Annotated in this window: 18 protein-coding genes; 12 read left to right on the forward strand and 6 right to left on the reverse strand. The window is 40.0% G+C overall.

What is annotated here, in order from left to right; translation table 11 throughout:
- Positions 1-112: 112 nt before the first annotated feature.
- From ACT3QR_RS08110 to ACT3QR_RS08135, 6 genes are all read left to right on the forward strand, one after another.
- On the forward strand, positions 113-1,069 hold the full coding sequence (locus ACT3QR_RS08110) for a helix-turn-helix domain-containing protein (RefSeq protein ID WP_444520842.1): 957 nt from the start codon (positions 113-115) through the stop codon (positions 1,067-1,069).
- A gap of 341 nt (positions 1,070-1,410) precedes the next feature.
- Positions 1,411-2,349 carry an ABC transporter permease gene (locus tag ACT3QR_RS08115; protein ID WP_444520843.1) on the forward strand — a complete coding sequence of 313 codons (939 nt, stop codon included), beginning with the start codon at positions 1,411-1,413 and terminating at the stop codon, positions 2,347-2,349.
- A complete protein-coding gene (locus ACT3QR_RS08120; RefSeq protein ID WP_444520844.1) occupies positions 2,346-3,296 on the forward strand; it encodes an iron chelate uptake ABC transporter family permease subunit in 951 nt (316 codons plus the stop codon). Before ACT3QR_RS08115 ends, ACT3QR_RS08120 begins: the two co-directional genes overlap by 4 nt.
- A complete protein-coding gene (locus tag ACT3QR_RS08125) occupies positions 3,293-4,069 on the forward strand; it encodes an iron ABC transporter ATP-binding protein (protein ID WP_444520845.1) in 777 nt (258 codons plus the stop codon). Before ACT3QR_RS08120 ends, ACT3QR_RS08125 begins: the two co-directional genes overlap by 4 nt.
- Positions 4,066-5,043, forward strand: coding sequence for a siderophore ABC transporter substrate-binding protein (locus ACT3QR_RS08130; protein WP_444520846.1), 978 nt, complete (start codon positions 4,066-4,068; stop codon positions 5,041-5,043). The genes ACT3QR_RS08125 and ACT3QR_RS08130 overlap by 4 nt, the downstream gene beginning before the upstream one ends.
- A gap of 147 nt (positions 5,044-5,190) precedes the next feature.
- Positions 5,191-7,491: a TonB-dependent receptor gene (locus ACT3QR_RS08135; RefSeq protein WP_444520847.1), complete on the forward strand. Its 2,301-nt coding sequence runs from the start codon at positions 5,191-5,193 to the stop codon at positions 7,489-7,491.
- Positions 7,492-8,905: 1,414 nt separating this feature from the next.
- Here ACT3QR_RS08135 and ACT3QR_RS08140 read toward each other — a convergent pair.
- On the reverse strand, positions 8,906-9,778 hold the full coding sequence (locus tag ACT3QR_RS08140) for a helix-turn-helix transcriptional regulator (protein WP_444520848.1): 873 nt from the start codon (positions 9,776-9,778) through the stop codon (positions 8,906-8,908).
- A gap of 174 nt (positions 9,779-9,952) precedes the next feature.
- Positions 9,953-11,167 carry an MFS transporter gene (locus ACT3QR_RS08145; protein ID WP_444520849.1) on the reverse strand — a complete coding sequence of 405 codons (1,215 nt, stop codon included), beginning with the start codon at positions 11,165-11,167 and terminating at the stop codon, positions 9,953-9,955.
- 321 nt (positions 11,168-11,488) lie between these two features.
- Between ACT3QR_RS08145 and ACT3QR_RS08150 the strand changes: the two genes are divergently transcribed.
- Complete coding sequence (locus ACT3QR_RS08150; protein ID WP_444520850.1) at positions 11,489-12,589, forward strand: class II histone deacetylase; 1,101 nt, start codon at positions 11,489-11,491, stop codon at positions 12,587-12,589.
- A gap of 147 nt (positions 12,590-12,736) precedes the next feature.
- Here the strand turns inward: ACT3QR_RS08150 and argE are convergent, their stop codons facing one another.
- The 4 genes from argE to ACT3QR_RS08170 all read right to left on the reverse strand — a co-directional run bounded on the left by argE (position 12,737) and on the right by ACT3QR_RS08170 (position 16,070).
- Positions 12,737-13,882 carry an acetylornithine deacetylase gene (gene argE, locus ACT3QR_RS08155; protein ID WP_444520851.1) on the reverse strand — a complete coding sequence of 382 codons (1,146 nt, stop codon included), beginning with the start codon at positions 13,880-13,882 and terminating at the stop codon, positions 12,737-12,739.
- A gap of 36 nt (positions 13,883-13,918) precedes the next feature.
- On the reverse strand, positions 13,919-14,851 hold the full coding sequence (locus ACT3QR_RS08160; protein WP_444520852.1) for a LysR family transcriptional regulator: 933 nt from the start codon (positions 14,849-14,851) through the stop codon (positions 13,919-13,921).
- An 83-nt stretch (positions 14,852-14,934) separates the two neighbouring features.
- Positions 14,935-15,609, reverse strand: a complete 675-nt coding sequence (locus ACT3QR_RS08165; protein ID WP_444520853.1) for a DUF1028 domain-containing protein — start codon at positions 15,607-15,609, stop codon at positions 14,935-14,937.
- 47 nt (positions 15,610-15,656) lie between these two features.
- A complete protein-coding gene (locus tag ACT3QR_RS08170; protein WP_444520854.1) occupies positions 15,657-16,070 on the reverse strand; it encodes a RidA family protein in 414 nt (137 codons plus the stop codon).
- A 255-nt stretch (positions 16,071-16,325) separates the two neighbouring features.
- On the opposite strand from ACT3QR_RS08170, the gene ACT3QR_RS08175 reads away from it, so the two are divergent.
- From ACT3QR_RS08175 to ACT3QR_RS08195, 5 genes are all read left to right on the forward strand, one after another.
- Positions 16,326-17,558 (forward strand): flavin-containing monooxygenase, encoded by a 1,233-nt coding sequence (locus ACT3QR_RS08175; protein WP_444520855.1) that lies wholly within the window; start codon positions 16,326-16,328, stop codon positions 17,556-17,558.
- Between the two features lie 45 nt (positions 17,559-17,603).
- Positions 17,604-19,085, forward strand: a complete 1,482-nt coding sequence (locus tag ACT3QR_RS08180) for an aldehyde dehydrogenase family protein (RefSeq protein WP_444520856.1) — start codon at positions 17,604-17,606, stop codon at positions 19,083-19,085.
- Positions 19,086-19,289: 204 nt separating this feature from the next.
- Positions 19,290-20,738, forward strand: coding sequence for a Na+/H+ antiporter NhaC family protein (locus ACT3QR_RS08185; protein WP_444520857.1), 1,449 nt, complete (start codon positions 19,290-19,292; stop codon positions 20,736-20,738).
- An 82-nt stretch (positions 20,739-20,820) separates the two neighbouring features.
- A complete protein-coding gene (locus ACT3QR_RS08190; protein ID WP_444520858.1) occupies positions 20,821-21,621 on the forward strand; it encodes a helix-turn-helix domain-containing protein in 801 nt (266 codons plus the stop codon).
- A gap of 331 nt (positions 21,622-21,952) precedes the next feature.
- On the forward strand, positions 21,953-23,101 hold the full coding sequence (locus ACT3QR_RS08195) for a tyramine oxidase subunit B (protein WP_444520859.1): 1,149 nt from the start codon (positions 21,953-21,955) through the stop codon (positions 23,099-23,101).
- The last annotated feature ends 35 nt before the right edge of the window (positions 23,102-23,136 follow it).

Below are 23,136 nucleotides of genomic sequence, written 5' to 3' on the forward strand. Positions count from 1 at the left end.
TAGTTAATAACTAACTACTCATTCAAGTAAACCTGTTTTATCTGGATATGTAATAAAACGTCTATTCTCTACTCACTTAAACCACATACTAAAGCATCGTGATTATATTTTTATGGCAGACTTGAACACATTTTATGACCACTATCAGACCAAATATTGGAATTTTGATCGCCCTGATTCTGATTATTTGATTAAACGTCCAATTTACGATGGTAGCTCTGGTTACGGTGACTTGCTGAGCTTGCATAACGGTATTGTGCTTGGTCGAAACTGCATCACTGATCAGCAACCTGTGGTTGAACCCGCTGCACCATTTTCTTGTGATGTTGGCATGCATTTGATTGTAGATGCGAACTATACTTTACATGCTAGTAATTTACCTACCGATACATACATTCGCTCGCAGCAAATTTGGCGACGATCAGGAGATTTTGGTGATATAAACTCTACTACCGATACTGAGTATTTGCAGAAACCATCCATAAATAGCCATGTGGTATCAATCGATTTTAATCAAGAGCTACTGTCACGTTGGGCAGAAAGCTTCGATTTGCCGGCTTGGTTATTGCCAACTGACGATCAAGACCCTGAAATGATTCAAGTTCGTTTATCAAACCAGTCAAGGCTACTTGCTCGCGCAGCTTATATTCTCTCACTGCCTTGCTACACTTTAAGTGATCGCCTGATTTTAGAGAGTCAAGCGCTGCTTCTCTGTCAAGATATGCTTGGTATTCAGGACAAATCTGGCCGACTAATAAACCAAAAAAGTCCAATTGATCACGCCGTTGATATTATTCGCCAAGAGTACCAGCATAAGCTAACAATCTCCTTGCTGGCTCAACGAGTGGGTATAAACGAATGCTATCTAAAACAACAGTTCAAACAACAAACGGGCAGAACAATAGGCTGCTTTATTCGTGAATTACGTATGCAGGAAGCAATGCGTTTATTGTTAGATGAATATAAAAGTGTTCAAGAGACGGCATGGTATGTTGGCTATCATGATCCTAGTAATTTCAGCAAAGCATTCGCCAAATTTTATGGCGTCACACCCACACAACTTATCTAGTCAGACTATTTATGTCAAGCTGCTACTATTCTCTAAAACACGCTAAATAAGCCTTGATTAAAGGTGAGTAATTTACGCCAATCTCAAGCTGTGTTTGAGTTTATCTAACTTTTTAACTTTAGAAAATGGTTAGATGCTATTCTGAATAAGTTCCCTTATTCACCGTACAATTTCCCAGTTTCACCCTATATTCAACGTATCTATTCAAACAAGCATAGTATGATTGACTCTCATTTATACTTTAATGAAAAAATTCCTAGCAAATCATTTTATAGACTTGTGATGGTATTTCGCAGAGTAAAAAGTCATTCGTATTTATATAAGTTAGAAGAGTTTCAATAATGCGCTCACTATTTTTGTTACTCATTTTGCTCTGTGCTGCTTCTCTAATGCTGGGCTCAAAGCAGGTGTCAATTGTAGCGCTCTTTAATTTTTCAAGCGATGCGTGGTTAACTTTAACGGCGAGCCGTATACCACGGCTTATTGCTCTAATACTGACAGGGGTAGGGTTGTCTGTCAGTGGCGTTATTTTACAACACATTGTGCGCAATAAGTTCGTCGAACCTGCCACATCAGGTGGTTTGGATGCAGCCAAGCTTGGTATTTTAGTCTCACTAACGCTACTTCCTAGTGCTAGCACCAGCTATAAAATGCTATTTTCCATGCTCTTTTGTTTTGCAGCGAGCCTGCTCTTCATTTTTATCATTAGTCGTATTACTTTCAAAAACTCTGTACTAATTCCTGTACTTGGGTTGATGTATGGCAGTGTACTGAGTTCGATAGCTGAGTTTTACGCCTATCAGCATAATATTTTACAAAGTATGCAAGGCTGGTTGTTAGGAGATTTTTCAAGGGTTGTACAAGGTCAATATGAGCTTATTTATATTATTTTACCCATCATTGTATTGGCTTATTTTTATGCGCATCGTTTCACGGTAATGGGCATGGGTGAGGAAATGGCGGCCAGTTTGGGATTGCGTTATGCTGCGACAGCCACATTGGGGCTTATTTTAGTGTCGGTGACCGTCGCGGCATCGGTTATTACTATCGGCGCGATACCTTTTGTTGGCCTTGTTATTCCTAATTTAGTCGCTTTGAAATATGGAGAGAATTTATCACGAACATTACCTGTCGTTGCACTGGCCGGTGCTTGTTTGCTTCTTATTTGTGATATTTTTGGGCGAGTCATTATTTATCCTTTCGAGGTCCCTATTGGGCTTACTGCTGGTGGGGTGGGCGGTGTGATTTTCCTCATGTTGATTATGAGGGGTGTCAGATGAGTCAAGCGGTAAAAATGTGGACTATGCTTCTACTTATTCTCATTTTAGCAATTATTTTTTTACTGATAGGCTCAGGTTTAGATTTTGATTATTTGATTCCGAAACGCTTCATGCGTCTAGTAACTATTGTACTTGGTAGTGTCTGTTTAGCTGTTTCGTCCATTGTCTTTCAAACCATTGTAGGCAACCGTATTTTGTCGCCTTCAATTATGGGGTATGAGGCTGTTTATCTGCTATGGCAAGCGCTGTTGCTTCTGGTTATGGGTACGAACGGGCTACTGATGTTAGGCGTCAGTGGTAATTTCATCGTATCCATCATGTTGATGCTGGTGTATTCGTGGGCACTGCATCATTTGCTGTTACCTCGATGCAAAAGCGATGTCTTTATGCTTCTGCTATTTGGTCTGGTTTTGACAATGGTCATTGGTACGGTCACACAGTTTATTCAACTTCGTATCAGTCCAGGTGAGTTTTCGGTTTTTCAAGGGTTAAGCTATACCTCTTTTAATAGAGCCAATCCTGAAACGGTTTGGTGTGGCGTACTAGCAGTAGCAACGGTGTTATGGTTGAGTCGTAAGACGTTACCTGTATTAGATGTAATGGCTCTCGGTCGTGAGCAATCGATGTCACTTGGTATCAACCATACTAAATACGTCAAGTTATATTTGGCTTTGATTGCCATTCTCGTCGCTGTATCAACGAGCTTGATTGGTCCCACGGCATTTATGGGTGTGTTTATTGCCAATATAGCTTATGCGCTTGCAGGAAGTAGTAAGCATAAAGTCACATTACCTATAGGTTGTGCGGTCTCTATAGCTGTATTTTTAGTGGCTCAAATTTTTGTTGAGCATGTTTTCAACTATAAAACCAGTGTCAGTATTCTTGTCAATCTAGTGTGTGGTATCTATTTTCTAGCATTGACTGTTCGTACTAGAGGGATTACATGATTACCGTTAGTAACCTCCATAAAAGTTATGGCAAAAAATCCGTGCTATCAGATGTCTCTCTAGCGTTTCCAAAAGGGCGTGTCACCTCATTGATAGGTCCTAACGGTGCAGGTAAGTCTACTTTATTGATGATGATGGCTAGGCTATTAGAGCCCAGTAGTGGCTATGTATCACTTAATGGTCGAAAAATCAGTGAAATGCGCACTTCTGAATATGCTCATCATGTGGCCACACTGCGGCAGTCGCCGGGCTTTAATTTACGATTGACAGTGGAGGAGCTGATCTCTTTTGGACGTTTTCCGTACAGTCGTGGTTCTTTGACGATAGAGGATCGCCGAGTCATTGATGAGGCGATTGATTTTTTAGCGTTAGAGTCTTTACGTCACTCTTATTTAGATGAATTGAGTGGTGGTCAGCGTCAAATGGCTTTTTTGGCGATGACTATTGCGCAACAAACGGACGTGTTGTTATTAGATGAGCCTTTGAACAATCTAGATATGAAACATGCTGTGCAGATCATGCAAGCCTTACGTCGTTTATGTGATGAACAGGAACGCACGGTGATTTTGGTGATTCACGATATCAATTTTGCGGTCAATTATTCAGATCATATCGTAGCTCTAAAAAATGGTGCACTTAGCTTTAGTGGGACTTCTGCACAGGTTGTGACAGAAACCAATTTAAGTGAGCTATACGATCTTGATTTTGAAATTATTCGTAATGAACGTGGTTGCTTGTGCAACTACTTCAATTTATCAGGGGTAAGAGTATGAGTTTGAAAAAAAGCTTTTGGGTCTGTGTAGTGGCTATTTCGGTAGCTATTCCACTGCAAGGATGTGAAAAATCATCTACGCAATCTGTGCAGACGGTACAAGCACTAGAAACACCTATCATCGTCGAGCATGAGATGGGCACGACTATTATTACAAATCGCCCGCAACGTGTCGCTGTACTGGATATGAACGAAGCGGATTTTTTAGATCAGCTTGATGTACCAATTGCAGGCATGGTGAAAGATTATGTACCTCACTTTCTTGCTCAGTATAAAGATGATGCTAGCGTAGAAGATTTAGGCGCTATTGTGCAACCGAATATGGAACATATCCATGCACTGCACCCTGATCTTATTTTGATGACGCCACTTCATGCCGCTCATTATCAAGAGCTGTCAGAGATTGCACCAACCCTACATTTTGATGTGAATTTTAAGAACAGCCATCAGCAACATATAGCCAATGTCAAAAATCACCTGTTAACACTGGGTCATATTTTTGATAAGGAAGCGCTGGCGGAAGATAAGGCCATGCAATTAGATACAAGAGTCAAAGAGATTCAGGACTTCACAAAAAACCGTCCAGAAAAAGCATTGGTTGTTTTACATAACAACGGCGCTTTTAGCAATTTTGGTGTGCAGTCACGCTATGGTTTTATCTTTAATGATTTGGGTGTTAAACCTGCAAGTACCGTGGTAGAAACTAGCCTACATGGGCAGCCTATTTCTAGCGAGTTCATACAGCAGGCAGATCCAGATATTATTTATATTGTGGACCGTACCGCTGTTATGGAGCGCCGCTCTGTTATAAGCCCTGATGACATTAGCAATCCTTTATTACGTCAAACAAAAGCATGGAAAAATGGTCATGTCGTTTTTGTTGATGCAGACGTGTGGTATATAGCAGCAGCTAGTCCAACCTCATTAAACATCATCATGGACGATGTCCTCAAAGGTTATCCGTCAATTTCATAGATGTATTCTAAGACGAAAGAGGTTTTGAACGTAGAGCCAGTAAATAATTAAATGAAAAATAGGATATTTTTTTATCCAAAATTATTAATGATTATCATTTGTGTTTTTATTCGTATTTGTACCTTACTAAAATAAGAGGATGTTTTTATGTATCAACTTCAGCAGCTAAATCATAAAAGTAGTGTTAAACGATGGACGACACAGACTAAACCGTCTTTCGCTCTTAATCATATTATATCGGCAAAGCTTGCGATGTCTTTAGGTATAGCTGCTGGGACAGTATTTATCTGCGTGCCATCGGCCTATGCACAGGAAGGTAGCAACCTGACCAGCAGCCAGCAAGTTAATGAGCTAGAGATCGAACAGCAAAGTAGAGATTCAGGAAGAAACCAAGAAATACCAACTGCTACACTACCAGCGATAACAGTAGTGGCTGAAGGCAACGATAATCAAACCTATTCTGGAGGGCAAGTAACCTATACCAACCATGCTGGGTTTTTGGGAAATAAGGACTTTTTAGAGACGCCATTTAGTGCCATTAGTTATACTGAGAAATTTATTGAGGATCAGCAATCCGCAGATATCAGTGAGATTATTACAGCAACAGATCCATCTGTTTATACCAGTGGTGCAGGTGGGCAAAACCTTGAAAGCTATTCTATCCGTGGTTTTGCTTCGAATAGTAACGATGTGACAGTGAATGGATTGTCTGGTATGGCACCTTATTACCGTAGTTCACCTGAGATGTTTGAGCGTGTTGAGGTGTTGAAAGGTCCATCAGCGATGCTTAATGGCATGTCACCTAACGGCTCCGTAGGAGGCTCTGTGAATCTAGTGACTAAGCGAGCAGATGATGAACCACTCACTCGATTGACAACTAAGTACATATCAGACTCACAGCTTGGTGGGAGCCTGGATATCGGTCGCCGATTCGGTGAAGATAAGCAGTTTGGTGTTCGGGTAAACGGTGCTTATAGAGATGGTGAAAGTGCGGTTAATGACCAAGATAAAGAGGCTAAAGTAGGCTCTCTTGCATTAGACTGGAAAGGCGAACGTACGCGAATTTCAGCTGACCTTTATGCTACGACAGAACATGTCGATGGGCCGACTCGAGGTATCACGGTAGCATCAGGAGTTGATATTCCTAGTGCACCAGATCCAGATACGTTATTGAACCCAAGTTGGGCTTTTTATGATACTAAAACAAAAGGCGCAATCACACGCGGTGAGTTCGATGTGACTGGTCAAACGACTGTCTATGCCGCCTTAGGTGCTAATAAAATGGAGTTTAAAGGACTCAGTGCAGCAAAAGCGCAGGTATATAATTCTGACGGAGATATAAATACGACGATTGGATACGTTGCTGATGATAATGAAAGAGTCTCTATGGAAGTAGGGCTGAACAGCAATTTTTCGACAGGAGCTATTGAGCATCAGCTTGCGTCGAATGTTACCCGTTACAATGAAGAGTACAATTTAAATGCTAAGTACTTTGACGCCACTTATACATATGACACTAATATTTATAATCCAGTATGGGAAACTCCTAGCCTAAATTTTGACGTACCGCTGTTATTGACGACTGACACAAGTTTAACTAGCTACGGAATTGCAGATACTTTATCGTTTGATCAGGATAAATATCAACTCACCTTAGGTGCTCGGTATCAGCAGCTAGAAACAGAACAAACGGGAGGTATCTTATTCTCAGGTACTAAGTATGATGAAAGCGCTATAACGCCGTCAGTGGCATTTCTTATAAAGATGACGGATCAGGCTTCTTTGTATGCGAACTATATAGAAGGGCTAAGTAAAGGCGCTACAGCACCAACAAGTGCAGAAAACGCAGGTGAAATATTTGCTCCTTATAAAACCAAACAAAAAGAAATAGGAATAAAAATGGATCTTGGCGAGTTTGCTCATAGCCTTAGTCTCTACGAAATTGAAAAACCCAATAGTTATACCGACACAGATACTAATGTTTTCTCTTATGCTGGTGAACAGCGTAATCGAGGTGTAGAGTGGGGGTTCTTTGGGTCGCCTGCTGAAAGTGTACGCTTGATGGGTGGTATTACCTATATTGATGCGAAGTTAACTAAAACAAATGATGGTGTTAATGAAGGCAATCAAGCCGCAGGTGTTCCAAAGTGGTACTCGAAAATTGGGGCAGAGTGGGATTTGCCTTTTATAGAAAACTTAACACTAACAGCGAATGCAAATGCTGTGTCTAAACAATACCTTGAAAATGATAATATACAGTCGTTACCAGGTCACACCACATACGATCTTGGCGCACGTTATATCACTTCTATTAATCAAACGCCTCTCACCATTCGAGCACGCGTCGATAACGTGATGAATAAAGCCTATTGGACAACGGCACATTATAATGATCTTGCTTTAGGTGAGCCGCGCACATTTATGCTTTCAGCAACGATGGATTTTTGATTTCGGATTAGAGTATATTTTATATAGTCAGTCCTAAATAAAAGAGGTACAACTACGCGATATGGGTTACATTCTTCTTGCTTGCTGTGCCTACGCAGACAGAGGCGGCACAAAATGTACCTCGTATCGCTGTATTTACTTTATAGTGGATCGACTATAGTGTTGGGAGGGTTTTTTATGTCTAAAATCATACTAACTATTTAATAAGATTGATTATTTACGATTTCAACTTCTACAAAACTAAAACGTTTGATAGCTGGATTGTCATTAGGCAATAGGAATGATAGTCACTAAATATTCTTCTTCAATATGTTTTGTAGATGGTTTAATTCTATTCCAGTTTTTCAGATAAAGTAGTCATAAGCTTCTTTCAGCGCTGGTATGTTATTAATCTTGTCTCTAGACTTTTTCAAGTTCTCATGAAGTCCATCGTAAACATGCATACATTTTTTTATATTCGTTATCATTATTCTTGCTTTTTCACGTGCTTCAGTTAGCGTAATAAGATGCGTTTCTTCTACTTCGGCTCAATACAGGTTTCCATTAATGCGCTTACGCAATGTAAAGCGCTTAGATTACTTACCTACACGTAGCGGAAATCCAGTCAATATATCATCCATATGAATATCAAAACCTTTAGTAGTCATCATACTTCAATCGTATCAGTACACCTGTATGAAATTTAAGCAAATTCAAACCCTTACAAGCTAATGCCTGTAAGGGTTTGAATTTGGTGGCCCCAATAGGACTTGAACCTGCGGCCAAGGGATTATGAGTCCTTGTTCTTACAACAACAATACACAATATATAGCTGTAACTTCCGGATATAGGACAATAGTAATAAGGGTTTAGAGTTTAATATAAATATACCTATCAACAAGTAGATATATTTATCAATAAATTCAGAGTATCACAAACAGTAGTATTAGCTGTTCTTTGAAAGATAATAGTCTACAGATAAAACTCTTCAATGATTAGCAATAAAGAATATATTTGTCGTTCAGTATATGAAGAAAGTTAGTAGCTAGGTGGTTCTATTTTTATATGTGGCTTAGCTAAGCTTAAAGAGTATGACGTTTATAACGCTATGATTAGTTGTTAAGTAGATACATGCAACTTGCTGATTTCGTATGCCATTTTTTAACAGTATCTGCTTTAAATTGCATGCTGTAGCTCGCACTTTCTTAGTGATAACAAACTTAGTCTTGGAACGTCAGTTGACTAAATTCAGTTATACAATTTTTTCAGCATAACTTACAGGTCGAAGCGGAGAGTATGAAGTATATTCTGATTAAAGAGGGATAAGTTATTTTAGTCGAAAGTTTTTACCAAGTGTTCTAAGTTAGCGGACTTATACAGAGAAGTGATAGATGAAAGCTGTAGTGTATACAATGATGCTTTTAAGTTTTGTGAGTTAGCAGGGAGCACTGCTCGTTATGTCACAAGTCTTAGATAAAAATATTTGGAGAGGGTCCTTATTAGGGTATATTTCTATATAGGGAATAGACTCAAGCCCCAGTGAAAACAGTTCAGCTTGAGAGGAAATATTTAGCTTGGCATAAGCATTTTTACGATGCATCTTGACCGTATCGAAAGAGATATCTAACTGTTTTGAGATGGTTTTTGAAGAGTGACCAAGCAATATATATTGAATCATATCTTGCTCACGCAATGTCAAAATAGATGTACCAAAATTCTTAATACCAGCTTGGAGTTGATTATGAAGTTTGACTTGTCTTTTACTACCTACTATTTGATGCTTGATGAAGTGCTTATTCAACGCGTTCAGGATAATAGAGGATAGGGAACGCAAAGACATTAATTCTTGGGTACTAAAACCACGATCGTCTTGTACCCTTGCGACCGAAAGACTAATTCTTAAGTCTTTATGGATATGAGCTATAAAGCAGACTTCATCTTTACATTGCGTCATTGAGTAGTATAATTGGTAATACTCAGAAGTCAGAAACCCTTCAGGAACTAAGTCTAGCAGGTGATACGCCCCTTGAGGGGAGTCATCAAAGCACTTGATATAAAATGGATCAAGTAAATAAGCACCTGAAACCCAGTCACTAGTATTTATTTTACGAATAGACTCAGGGTAATTATCAAACAAACATTGAGGTTGTTGGTTTTTAGGTACAGAAAAAACGATAACAGATGCATCTGGTATGAAAAATTTGATAGTATCAGAAAGCGTATGTAAAAAGTTATTTATGCCTATCGCCTCGATAAGATTCCCTACTTTATCATTCCATAATGTCATTCTTTCTATATCATGCTTCATTAAGAGTTGTCCTTTCCTATATCAAAACAAGCATCCTAAAAGGCATGCGGACTCAACAAGCTTATATAACTATAATACCAAAACTACTCTATCAGTATATGTGCACCTAACCATAATTTTTGAAATAAGGTTAGGTATAACATGACCTAGTATCTCTACAAGGATACCCTTGCACTACGACTCCTTAAGTTTTAGCTGAGCTTGTCCAGACTTGCGACTTGTAGCCTTTGTCCGATTTTTGAGGTATATGCTCAGACCAGCGAAAACAAGTGTCGCTAGAATAGCAATGACAACACTTATCGTGAATAAGTTTAGACCTCCGCTTTCCATAGCATAGCCAGCAATAGCTGGTGCCACTGCTGTTCCACCCATAACTGCGGAGCCTGCTACCGCAGCTACTATTCCCTTTGAATCTGCAGCAGCAGCTATTCCCATAATACAGCTATAGGTAAAAAAATGAGCAGTAGACCAGATGATAACCATTAACGAATATACAAACACACTTTGGGTCTGACTTACCACAAGAGAGATGATGCCAGTGACTACGACGCCTAATAGTAAAAGCTTATCTTTGCCATATCTACGCATCATCCATATCAATAATAAAGGTCCGAGCAATGAGGTTGCGCCATGAATGCTAAATAATAGTCCGACGCTTTCAGGCTCAATACTTAAACGGTTGGTCGCTATATTTTCAGCGAACACCCATAGCATCGTATCTCTAATAAAATAGCAAAACATCATTAATATAATAAAGACTGATAAAGGTTTGAATAGCACCTTATATTGAGACCTATCATTTTCATTGGAACCAGAATTTATCTTTGTAGATGGTATTGAGAGCAGTGCCGGTATCAGTAGACAGTGAAGGGTAATTAAACCTATAAGCGCACCTGGAAGAGACCATTGGATAATGAGACGTGGAAACACATTGAGTAGTACAATCATTAACAAAGTACCCAAAAGAACCACTCTATTAAATATCTCAGCCGACCGTGATCCTAATGCAGCTACTGATGAATTGCCAGCTGCCAGTGCAAAACCATATCCTAAACCTGACATCGCAAGGTAACCATAAGAGGTGGTCAAGCTATCAGATGATATGAAAAGTAGATTACCTATAATAGCTAATGCGGTACCAAGCAAGGCGAAATATTTTTTGGGAAAACGATGGATGATAGGGGCGATTAATAAAGAGCCGAGACACATAGCTCCAAGCTGTACGCTGACTAACATGCCAGCTTCGGCCTCAGATATAGAAAAGTAATTGATTATGGCAGTGAATAGAAAAGGTAATATTAGTAAGGGCGCAAAGCCGACACCATATATAGCAGCAAATGGGCCTATCACTTCTCGATTGAGATAAAGCTGGCGAGATCCTTTGAACATAGAGCACCTTCCTTGAGTTGGTACGGTTGACTATCTGTTACATCCTATTTAGATACTATACTGTGGTTTTACAGGTAGGTATTACCCATAAGGGTGCATTTAGTCCATACAGTGATACAACACAGTTGCTATATATCCACTCGTAGCTTGTCAAAAGCTTTTTAATGATGATTTAAAAAAAGATTATAAAAAATAGCTTTCAAAAATTTTTATGAAAATACACACTTAAGGGTAATACCTTATAGTTATTGCCATATGTAATCATGTTTGAACAGAAAATTTGTTTTGTGTTTAAATATTTTTATTTAAAAGGAATGAGTGATGACGACAGGTATAGTTTTTGACGAAACGTATTTTTGGTATGATAGCCTAAATCAAGCATTCCCTCCTTTTCAGATTGAGCCGGGTGGCAACCCTGACAGGCCTGACATCAAACGCCGTTTTTATAACCTGCTTAATTATTCTGGTATGTTCAAAAAACTCACTCACTTAGAACCTCGTATCGCCACAGAGAGCGAAATTCTGCGCGTACATGGCACAGCATATTACCATTCACTGGTTGAGCAAAATTTATTGCCTGCTGGCCAAGGTGGTCCAGGTGCTGTATTTGCACAGGGTGGTATCGATATCGCTAAACTATCTGCTGGAGGCGCACTAGTCGCTGTAGAAAAAGTGTGCTCAGGAGAGGTCGATAACGCCTATGCGCTAATAAGACCACCTGGTCATCATGCCGAAACCAACAGCGGTGCAGGGTTTTGTATTTTCAATAATGTAGCGTTAGCCGCTAAGCATGCATTAGAAGTTGGTGGATTTCAACGTATTGCCATTGTCGATTGGGATGTTCATCATGGTAACGGCGCCCAAGAGATATTTTGGAATGACCCTGCTGTTCTTACGATATCCATTCATCAGCATTATAGTTTTCTTGAAGTAGATACAGGCACAGCTTTATATAATGGGGCAGGCGAGGGGGAAGGTTACAATATTAATATCCCATTACCTCCAGGTTCTGGTGATGCTGCTTATGAATCTGCTTTTGAAAGAGCCATTATTCCTGCTCTTGGAGCGTTTCAGCCAGATATGATTATTGTGGCTAGCGGCTTAGATGCTGGTTGTTATGACCCTCTCGGACGTATGGCACTGACCCCTCAAGGTTTTAGATCTATGGCCACATCTATCAGAGAGGCCGCTGAACGACTATGCGGTGGGCGATTAGTGATGTGTCAAGAAGGGGGATATGATTTAGCGTCGACACCTTACATGGGGCTTGGCGTTATTGAAGGTTTGAGTGGTATAACACTTGATTTAGAAAACCCTTTTCAAGTTTTTGGTGATTCTCTTGGCTACACTAAAGAGGTATTACCTCATCAAGCAGCTGTTATTGAAGTCGCTGAAAAGCAAGTCAAAAATATAAGTATCTAGTATAGAACTAACGGTCTTAGCCAAATAAAAGTACGAGACAGTGGTTATATGATTCTCAGAATTTAAGTAAAGTTCTGAGAATCATATAACCACTATTTAATCTATCTTAACAGCAACACCTGCCATTTTTACTGGCAGGGTTTTACGCTATTTCAATTGCTCTAATAAGTTCTCTAAAAACAAGTCACACTTGTTCATTTCAGAGATTTCTACATACTCATTGGGTTTATGACCTTGTTCCATTGAACCTGGACCACAGACAAAAATAGGGCTGTCAAAGGTTTGAGAAAACAAACCACCTTCTGTACCAAAAGATATTTTCCCAACGGTGGTATCATCTGACAGTAATGACTTTAAGAACTTTAATTCAGGATGTTCATGACTGGTACTCAATCCTGGATAAGCATTCATAAATTGGATATTGGCATACTGACTGTCAGCCTGTTTTTGTAAGTTTGTATTGATGATATCGTTAATCGTGTCAAGACTGTCTTCTGCTATGTGGCGTATCTCATAATCTATGGTACAGCTGTCTGAAACCACATTTAACGCTGTGCCACCTTGGATTTTGCCAACATGAATAGTGGTGTAAGGAATATCATACTCTTCATCACGTTTTCCGCTACGAGCCAATTCATTCTGACTGTCTACCAAAGATGTTACTACTTGTGTGGCAACATGAATCGCATTGCGGTAATTGGGTGCCATAGAAGAATGACCATTCTCTCCACTACAGTGCGCTTGATACACGGCTTTGCCTTTATGCCCTAATGCTATTTGCATAGAAGTCGGTTCACCGATCACGCAAAACCTTGGTGTCTTCATTAAATCCGGTAACTTAGGTAAGATATTTCTAACGCCCAAGCAGCCAATCTCCTCATCAAAAGATAGACATACATGCAGTGGGATAGACAGTTTCTGCTGACTGGCTTGGCACATTATTTTAATAATACAGGCGATAAAGCCTTTCATATCTGTCGAACCGCGCCCATAAATTTTATCATCACGTTCTTCTGCGATGAAAGGATCACTGTTCCAGTGATCTTTATTAGCAGGAACCACATCGGTATGTCCTGATAGTAAGACACCATGTTCTTCTATCGGACCAGTAGAGGCGAATAAATTGGCTTTGTTGCCTTCTTCATTGTAATCGACAACCACAACAATGCCGTGGCTTTCGAATAGATTTTTAACAGCTTCAATTAAAGATAAATTGCTTTTATAAGACGTGGTGTCAAAACTAATCAATGTTTTTAATATATCTATACTACTTTCTATATTTATTAGTGTCATAAATCATCTCCTAAATTCGAATGTGGTTGATTGTTATTATAAGGTGTTCATTCCAGGGACATTGCCATCAGCAAAACAGCGCTGACAGTGCTGGATAAATGATTTAACCAATAGAGTGTTATGTGCATTGATTGGCGTCATAACACCTACTTTCATAGGTCTCAAATTTCCCTTGATTGGTATTCGTACTAGCTCTTTACCATCCATAGCAGTATTTACTTTAGGTCTAGTATTGAGAATGCTGTATCCCAACTCATTGGCGACCATTGTTTTAACAATTTCAACATAATGACTTTGGGTATGAATATTTGGGGTTAGACCCTGCTGTTCAAAAAGTGATAAAAAATACTCATAACTGTAGGGGATATCTAATAAAACCATAGGCAGTTTAGACAGGGTTTTTAGAGTTACGGACTTCTCTGATGCTAAAGGATGGTTCGCAGACACCAAAGCATAAGGTGGCAAGCTCGCTAGTGGCTGAAAATTCACCTGTTTCTCATCAATTTCTAAATCGAAGGTTAGTGCTAAGTCCAATTTATTAGAGAGTACAGCCATCATCAGCATGCGAGGTGTATCTAGGCTTAAATCAATCTCAACTTGTTCAAAGGTTTGTGAATAATGCTGTATGACTTCAGAATATAAAGTTGGGGCTGCTCCAACATAACAACCTAGCTTGAGCTTGCCTTTTACCTCACTAGAAATCTCAGCAGCCCAATCATACAAATCTGACGCTTCATCTAAAATTCTTTGGCATTTTTTTTTGAGTATTTCGCCTACTGGCGTTAGCTGTAAACCTTTCGCATGTTGGCGAATAAACAACTGCACATCTAACTCTTGCTCAATATGAGTAATAGCGGCCGAAATCGATGGCGACGAGATATACAATTCTTCTGAAGCGGCTAAAATGCTGCAATGTTTGGCAGCACCAACGAAATATTCCATCTGACGTAAAGAGATTCGGCGGTTCATGTATATACTCATATATTTAATAAAAGGGTACTTTCACTGTACCGCAATTATTAAATATAATGTGTCGTATTACACTATTTTATTCATAAATCGCCAGGGACGCCGTAACTTGGTGCAGTCGTTGGATCAACCGCTCTTGTTATGTAGTCATTCATTTGTGGCGCGTAAACCTCCCAAGCAGTCGATAGGTCGTCAATCGGGTTCTCTGACCAGTCTATCCGCAAGTCGACGATAGGCCACTGTATGTCTTTAGCCATGACCATCAATCCAACCGAATGGACTGGTCCAGCTTCGCCGCCAGCAGCCAAACCAGATTTCATAGCGACCAATAGTCGCTCTGCTAGAGGTCCATCAGCTTGTTCAAACGTTTCAACAATCGCTTGTGGTACCGAGGTATTGTCGAGTAAATTTCCCGCACTAACAACATCTTCACCAATAAAATGCCCATGAACGCCTAACGTATGTTCTCCACTGAATACCGCGCCTTTGTCTTCATTATTTAAGGCAACCAATTGGCGATACTGTATAAATTCTTCATTTTCAACCAAACGCTGAATCGCTTTCTCTGATGTATTATCTTGCTGTAACATATCAAGAATTTTTTTACCTAGCATAGGGTCTGTAATGTTCTGACTCATTACCATGCCAACCCCAGCGCGACCATGCAAACATCGTGATGCAACTGCAGGTGAAGAAGATGATACGGCACCTCCAATTTGTCCTGTTTTTTTACAGCGAGCGATAATAGAAAAAGTCATGTTAATCTCCAAATGCAATAATGTTTACCTGATGGTTTAAGTTTACGTTAGTCAGGAATGACAGCGGTGGCATCTACTTCTACTAACCATTCAGGTCTTGCTAACGCAGTGACTACGATACCTGTAGAGACAGGGTATACGCCTTTTAGCCATTTGCCAACCACACGATAAACCTCTTCACGATAGCGCGGGTCAATGATATAAATCGTGATTTTGCAGATATCTTCTAATTCACCACCTGCTTCTTTTAATAGCATATCAATGTTGTACATCGCTCTTTCTGTTTGTCCTGCTGCATCAGCCAGACAAACGCTTTCTGTGGTTTCAAGATTCTGACCAATTTGACCACGAAGAAAAACAGTACGTCCTCTCGCCACAACTGCCTGACATAGATCATTATCTATATTTTGTTCGGGATAAGTTTTTTTGGTGTTGAAGCAGCGAATCCTTTCATGTTTCATGTTCTGTACCCTTTAATTCGATGAATGAAGAAAATTTAGTATAAGTAAACTCTGAAACCTTATCTATTTTGATTTTTTGCACTGCTGATTCAGAAATAGTAAACCAAAGAAGGTTTCTATTTTTTTGATTAGCATCACCCAATTATTCCCTTTTATTGATTCTGTTTTCCTGAAGCAATAGTTATTAAAAGAGTTATTTAAATTGTTGTTGTTTCACATAGGATGTAGTTAGACATAAATCTACTGGAGAAAATAATGCAGACGACGGATACGTTAGTAATTGGGGGCGGACAAGCTGGTATTGCAATGAGTGAGCACCTATCAAAAGAAGGTATTGAGCACATTGTCTTAGAAAAAAATCGTATTGCAGAAGCATGGCGTACTCGCCGTTGGGACTCTTTAGTTGCTAACGGACCTTGTTGGCATGATCGCTTTCCTAGCATGCTGTTTGAGGATGACCAAGAAGGGTTTATTCATCATAATAAGGTTGCTGATTACTTCCAAAAATACGCTGAACACATCAACGCACCCGTTCAAACAGGTGTTGCGGTGACTAAAGTTACGCCTTTACAGGGTAGACAAGGCTATCACGTCACTACCTCAGAGGGTGAACTAGAAGCCAAGCGTATCGTGGTAGCAACAGGGGCGTTCCAAGTACCTTCTATCCCACCGATTATCCCTTCCACTGCTAACGTGCAACAAATCCACTCAGATAGTTATAAAAATCCTGAACAGTTACCAGAGGGTGCTGTATTGGTGATTGGTAGTGGCTCATCAGGCGTGCAGATTGCAAAAGAACTAAATGCTGCTGGAAAAAAAGTCTATTTGTCTGTAGGTGCACATGAACGCCCACCACGACGCTACAGAGGTCGTGACAATGTTTGGTGGTTAGGTGTGTTAGGCGGTTGGGACAGAGAAAAACCAAATGATGGGCCATTAAAAGGCTTTGCTGTCAGTGGTATGAACGGCGGAGAAACAGTTGATTTCCGTAAATTAGCTCATGACGGTATTCATTTATTAGGTTTAACAAAGTCATTTTCTAATGGCACCTTAACATTCAACGATGATCTATTCGACAACGTTAATGAAGCAGAACAGAACTACTTGGCGCTTTTGGATGTGGCAGATAAATATGTTGAGGACAATGGTCTAGACTTACCTGAAGATCCAGAAGCTCGTGAGTTCTTAGAGCTACCTGAATCTATCAATAATCCAACTTTATCAATAGACTTTAGTGAAAATAACATCACTAGCGTTATCTGGGCCACCGGTTTTAAGTATGACTACAGCTGGTTAGAAGTTGATGTGTTGGACGATGTCGGTCGCCCACTGCATAACCGCGGTGTTACTTCAGTAACTGGTATTTATTTCGTGGGTCTACCTTTCTTGTCAGGGCAGGGGTCGTCCTTTATTTGGGGAGTTTGGCATGATGCTGGACGTATCGCTGAACATATCGCTATCAAGAAAAAGTATCACGAGTATAGTTAAGGACGCTAAATACGCTAACAAACCAAATTTCTATAGGAATAATTGATGAATACATATAACGAACTCTATATTGACGGCAAATGGGTGACACCATCAACTGGAGCCACTATCACTAATATCGACCCTAGTAATGAAAGTGTGATTGCAGAGATTGCTAGCGCCACTGTTGAAGATGCAGAAGCAGCTATTAAAGCAGCTAGAGAAGCATTCGATAACGGTAGTTGGTCTGGACTCACAGGTACACAACGTGCTGAGTATCTGCGCGCTATTGCCAAAGAGATCAGAGACAATTTGGATTTCTTGGCTCAGTTAGAAGTACAAGACAACGGCAAGCCTTTTACAGAAGCTCAGTTGGATATGAACGGTGTAATCGATTGTTTTGAGTTTTACGCTAATCTGGCAGAAGACTTTGATAACAACCAAGAGTCTGAAGTAGAGATTCATAGTGAGGGTTATAGCTGCCTAGTTCGTAAAGAGCCGTTAGGTGTCGTCAGTGCCATTATTCCATGGAATTTTCCTCTAGACATGGCTGCTTGGAAAGTCGCTCCTGCTTTGGCCGCAGGTTGTACGATGGTATTAAAGCCCGCAGAAGTCACCTCAATGACTGCTATAGAGCTTGGCCGTATCTGTCAAAAGGTTGGGTTACCTAATGGCGTATTAAACATCGTCACTGGTCATGGCTCAAAAATAGGGCCGATCTTATGCGAGCATCCTGCTGTAGACAAAGTCGCTTTTACTGGTAGTGGCCCAGTCGGCAAGCAGATCATGCGATCGGCTGCAAATACGGTGAAGAAAATTAGCCTTGAGCTTGGTGGTAAATCTCCACTGATTATTTTTGATGATGTCGATATTGAAACAGCAGTTGAATGGATCATGTTTGGTATTTTTTGGAACCAAGGCCAAGTCTGTTCTGCAACCTCAAGAGTATTAGTTCAAGACGGTATCTATGATGAATTGACAGCGCGCTTAGTACAAGAAGCTGAAAAAATTGTTATTGGTAATGGTATGGATAAAGGGGTTCAGTTGGGGCCCGTCGTCAATAAAAAACAGTATGACGCTATTATGACGACGCTTGAAAAAGGTAAGTCTGATGGTGTCAATGTCTTAACTGGCGGCAAGCGAGCCAGTGGATTTGATAAAGGTTATTTTATTGAGCCGACCGTTTTTGGAGATGTGCCTGAAGATCATCCTATCTGGACAGATGAGATTTTTGGGCCCGTTGTTGCCCTTAGACGTTTTACAGATGAAGCAGAAGCGGTTGCGAGTGCTAATAACTCGGAGTTGGGTTTGGCTGCTGGCGTTATCTCCAAAGACATTGATAGAGCCAACCGTGTCGCTCGAAATCTGCAAGCAGGTATTATCTGGGTCAATTGTTCACAGCCGCTATTTCTACAAGCGCCTTGGGGTGGTTACAAGCAAAGTGGTATAGGGCGAGAGTTGGGTACTTGGGGGCTTGATAATTATTTAGAAACCAAACAAATTACAACATATCACAGCGAAGCACCTTTGGGCTGGTACTTGACATAAAGGTTAGTTGTTACTTTTTATTTGGTAAAGAAGTCATATTCAGAAAAATTTAAGTTGGTTGGTGGCATGGATGTTATCAATCAATAAAAGTTGCTAATAATTTATTCGCTCTTATTCATAACACAGAGCGAATAAATTATTTCTAAATGTTAATACTACTGGTCTTATATTTCACATTGGCTATTAATCATATTAAGGGATTTTATGAATATGACTCTAAACCCACCCACGCCAAATTTTCTATTAAAACGGGCTCTGCCCACACTTATTATTATAGTGGCGATCTATCTTTTATCACTATTACTTGGTATTCATATCAATGCCGTCGCCCTAACCATTATATTAATGGTCACGTTTTGTCTAATCAAAATGCCGGTTCCTATTGCCCTTATTATGGCTGCTTTATTAGGTGGTCTACAATCGGGGCTTTCTTTTGGAGATTCATTAGCCGCTTTTAATGAAAATTTGCTTTCGGGTGCTCAAATTGGTATTACCTATATCATGATTGGTGCCTTTGCAGTGGCATTGGCTCGTAGTGGATTATTAGAGCTATTCGCAGCTAAAATCACCAAAAAAATGGACAGCAAAACATCCATCGCGCATAAACGTATTAAGTGGACACTGTTTATTATATTTGCAGTCGCCGCATTGATGTCACAAAACTTGGTTCCCGTACATATCGCTTTTATTCCTATTCTCATCCCACCACTGATTCATATTATGAATGAGTTGAAAATTGACCGCCGTGCCGTTGCGTGTATCTTAGCCTCTTGTATCAGTGTTGCTTACTTACTCATCCCATATGGTTTTGGTGATGTGTATCTAAAACAAATATTATTAGCAAGCGCTAATGACGTTGGTGCAAGCTTAGGTTTTGTTGCGACAGCTAGCATGGCACCCAAAGCGATGTTCTTTCCAGTGATGGGGATTATTGCCGGTATGTTGTTCGCAGTATTTATCACATATCGTAAATCCCGTGAGTATAAAGACCTTCCAGTATTAACCTCTACAGTTATATCAGAAAAACCCATCAATAAATTTCAGATTGCTATTACGCTCATCTCGATTGGTGTCGCTTTAACCTTACAAATTATGTATGACTCATTATTAGTAGGGGCGTTAATCGGTTTTGTTATCCTATCGTTTTCTCGTATTTTCCGTTGGAATGAGCAAGATGGTGTCTTTACTCAAGGTGTTGCGTTGATGGCAGAAATCAGTGTTGTCATTACACTTGCGACTGGTTTTGCCGGTGTGATTACTGCAACTGGTGAAGTAAACTCATTGATTGAACTTTTCATGAATTATATTGGTGACAACAAAGTGATGGGTGCTACTGTCATGATATTGATGGGTCTCTTCATCACCATCGGCTTTGGGGATTCATTTGCCTCTGTCGCCATTCTTGCGCCTATCTATTTGCCTTTAGCCTTATTACTCGGTTTTTCACCACTAGCCAGTTTGGCAATATTGGGGGCATCAGCAGCGTTAGGCGATGCAGGCTCGCCAGCTTCTAGTATTACGCTAGGGACCACAGCAGGCTTGAATGCGGACGGACAGCATGATCATATGGTAGATAGTGTCATTCCTACCTTTACACATATCAATATAGGAATGGTGCTATTCACTTGGGTTGCTGTAGTGTATATACTTTAATGACTCATAGAATGGTGACCAACATCGTTTTTGGTTGCCATTCCTAGCCTTTGATACCTATTACTATTTGTCAGGGAGGCTCATGAACACTCAATTAATCAGTCCAATTCAGCCATATTTTATATTAGATGCGCAAAACAGCTACCAAAAAAAAGAGATCAATCGTGATGGTATTGCCCACTTTTATTGCTTTACCTTAGACAAAGAAGGGGATGCAGTCAGTGTGGTGCCCGACGCCAGTATTGATATTATTTTTAAATTGCATAAAGACAAACCTGAAGCATGGGCTTGCGGCAGTTGGCGAAAGCTTGGAAAAACGGTATTCGAGCATGGTTGCTCATACTTTGGTATACGCTATCAAATTGGTATAGTGCCGAGTTTTTTGTCCATCAAACCAGGAGATATTATTGATCAAAGCATTCCTTTACAGGATATTTCTATACTAGGCGCTTCTTTGGTCGATAGACTTTCTAACTGTCGAAGTTTTGAACAACAAATCCGTGTATTCCAACAAGCTTGTAGTCAAAAGACGGATTTATTACAGTCTTCTAAGCTATATCATGTACTGATTAACCTGATGCTAAAACATCACGGTAATATCAGCATCACCGAGTTATGTCATCAAAGCGGCTATTCTGCCCGAACCGTCAGTAACTCTTTCAATGATTATTATGGTTTTTCTCCGAAAGCATGCAATCTAGTTTTAAGATATCAGCACGTATTAGATAGGTTAATGCAAAATGATTGTAAGCGATTAACCGACCTTGCAATTGACAGTGGCTATTCAGATCAAGCACATTTTTTTCGACAATTTAAACAATATAATGGACAAGGTCCAAGAGAGTTCCAGCATATACTAAATAAGTATATTCACAGGACTTAATAAAGTTTCAATTTTATAGTGTCTGTATTTTAGTTATTTGCTATTTTTAAGCCTCCTATTCTCATTGAATGGCATCAATCCATTGGTGACCACGTATTTCTGCATTGTCTCTCCTAAAGTAATTTATCTTCTTGGATTTAACTGCTTCTTTGATTTTGCTTGTTTCGTTTCAATTCATCACTTCTAACACCTCGCGACGTCCTTTTCAACTTACCTATAAAAAGTTGGATTTTAGGTTTCTTATTGCCGATTTATTCTATTTATAGGGTTTGTAGTGTGTGAATATTAAATGACAGCAAGCAACATAGACAAATAAGGAAGCGAGAATAAAATGACAACGGAATATGCCAATACGAAGATTGATTTTGTTTATTTATCAGAGCCAGACATGATTGCAGCTGGCGTGACCGATATGGCGCAATGCGTAGACACCATGGACGATATGTTTAAGTTGCTATACAGCGGTGACTATCGTATGGCTGGCCCTAATAATGACTCTCATGGCGCAATGATGATGTTCCCTGATGAATCTCCGTTTCCTAACATGCCAAAAAACACAGCAGATCGACGCTTTATGGCGATGCCTGCTTATCTAGGCGGTAGTTTTCAAACGACGGGTGTCAAATGGTACGGCTCAAACACAGAAAATAGAGGTAAAGGACTGCCACGCTCTATTCTTACCTTTATGCTAAATGATACTGACACTGGCGCGCCGTTGGCTTTGATGTCAGCAAACTTATTATCAGCGCATCGTACAGGGGCTATTTCTGGTGTAGGTGCAAGATACTTAGCTAAGAAAGACAGTAAAGTAGTAGGAATCTTAGGACCTGGAGTCATGGCTAAAACAGCACTAAGTGCGTTGGTTGTGACGTGTCCTCAAATTGATACCTTAAAAATTAAGGGCCGAGGCCAAAAAAGTTTAAACAAGTTTATAGACTGGGTAACTGAAGCGCATCCACAGATCAACGTGCAAATTGTCGATGAATTAGAAGACTTAGTTCGTGGCTCGGATATCGTGACTTATTGTGCTTCAAGTGTCGTTGGTGATGCGGCAACGTATCCCATCATTAAGAAAGAATGGTTAAAGCCTGGCGTATTCATGGCGATGCCAGCGGCTTGTAATATTGATGATGCGCTCGCTACCTCTGATGTCAGAAAAGTTTTGGATTGTACTGGATTATACGAAGCTTGGTTTGAGGAGTCAGACCATAAGCCTGCTCACAATTATGTGCCAATCATTGGTGTAAAATTCATGGATATGGTTGATGAAGGTGTCATAAAAAAAGAAGACATCGAAGACTTAGCCAAAATTATCAGCGGTGATGCACCTGCACGCCAAAATGACGATGAGATTATTATCTTGTCTGTTGGCGGTTTGCCTATCGAAGATGTGGCTTGGGCGACCGTTGTATATCGCAATGCGATTGAAAAAGGTATTGGTGTAAAGCTTAACTTATGGGACACCCCAGTTCTATGTTAAGTAGTGCTATTTAACTAAGCTTATTTATTTCAGGC

The sequence above is a fragment of the Psychrobacter sp. AOP7-B1-25 genome, from assembly GCF_052376195.1.
Classification (GTDB): domain Bacteria; phylum Pseudomonadota; class Gammaproteobacteria; order Pseudomonadales; family Moraxellaceae; genus Psychrobacter.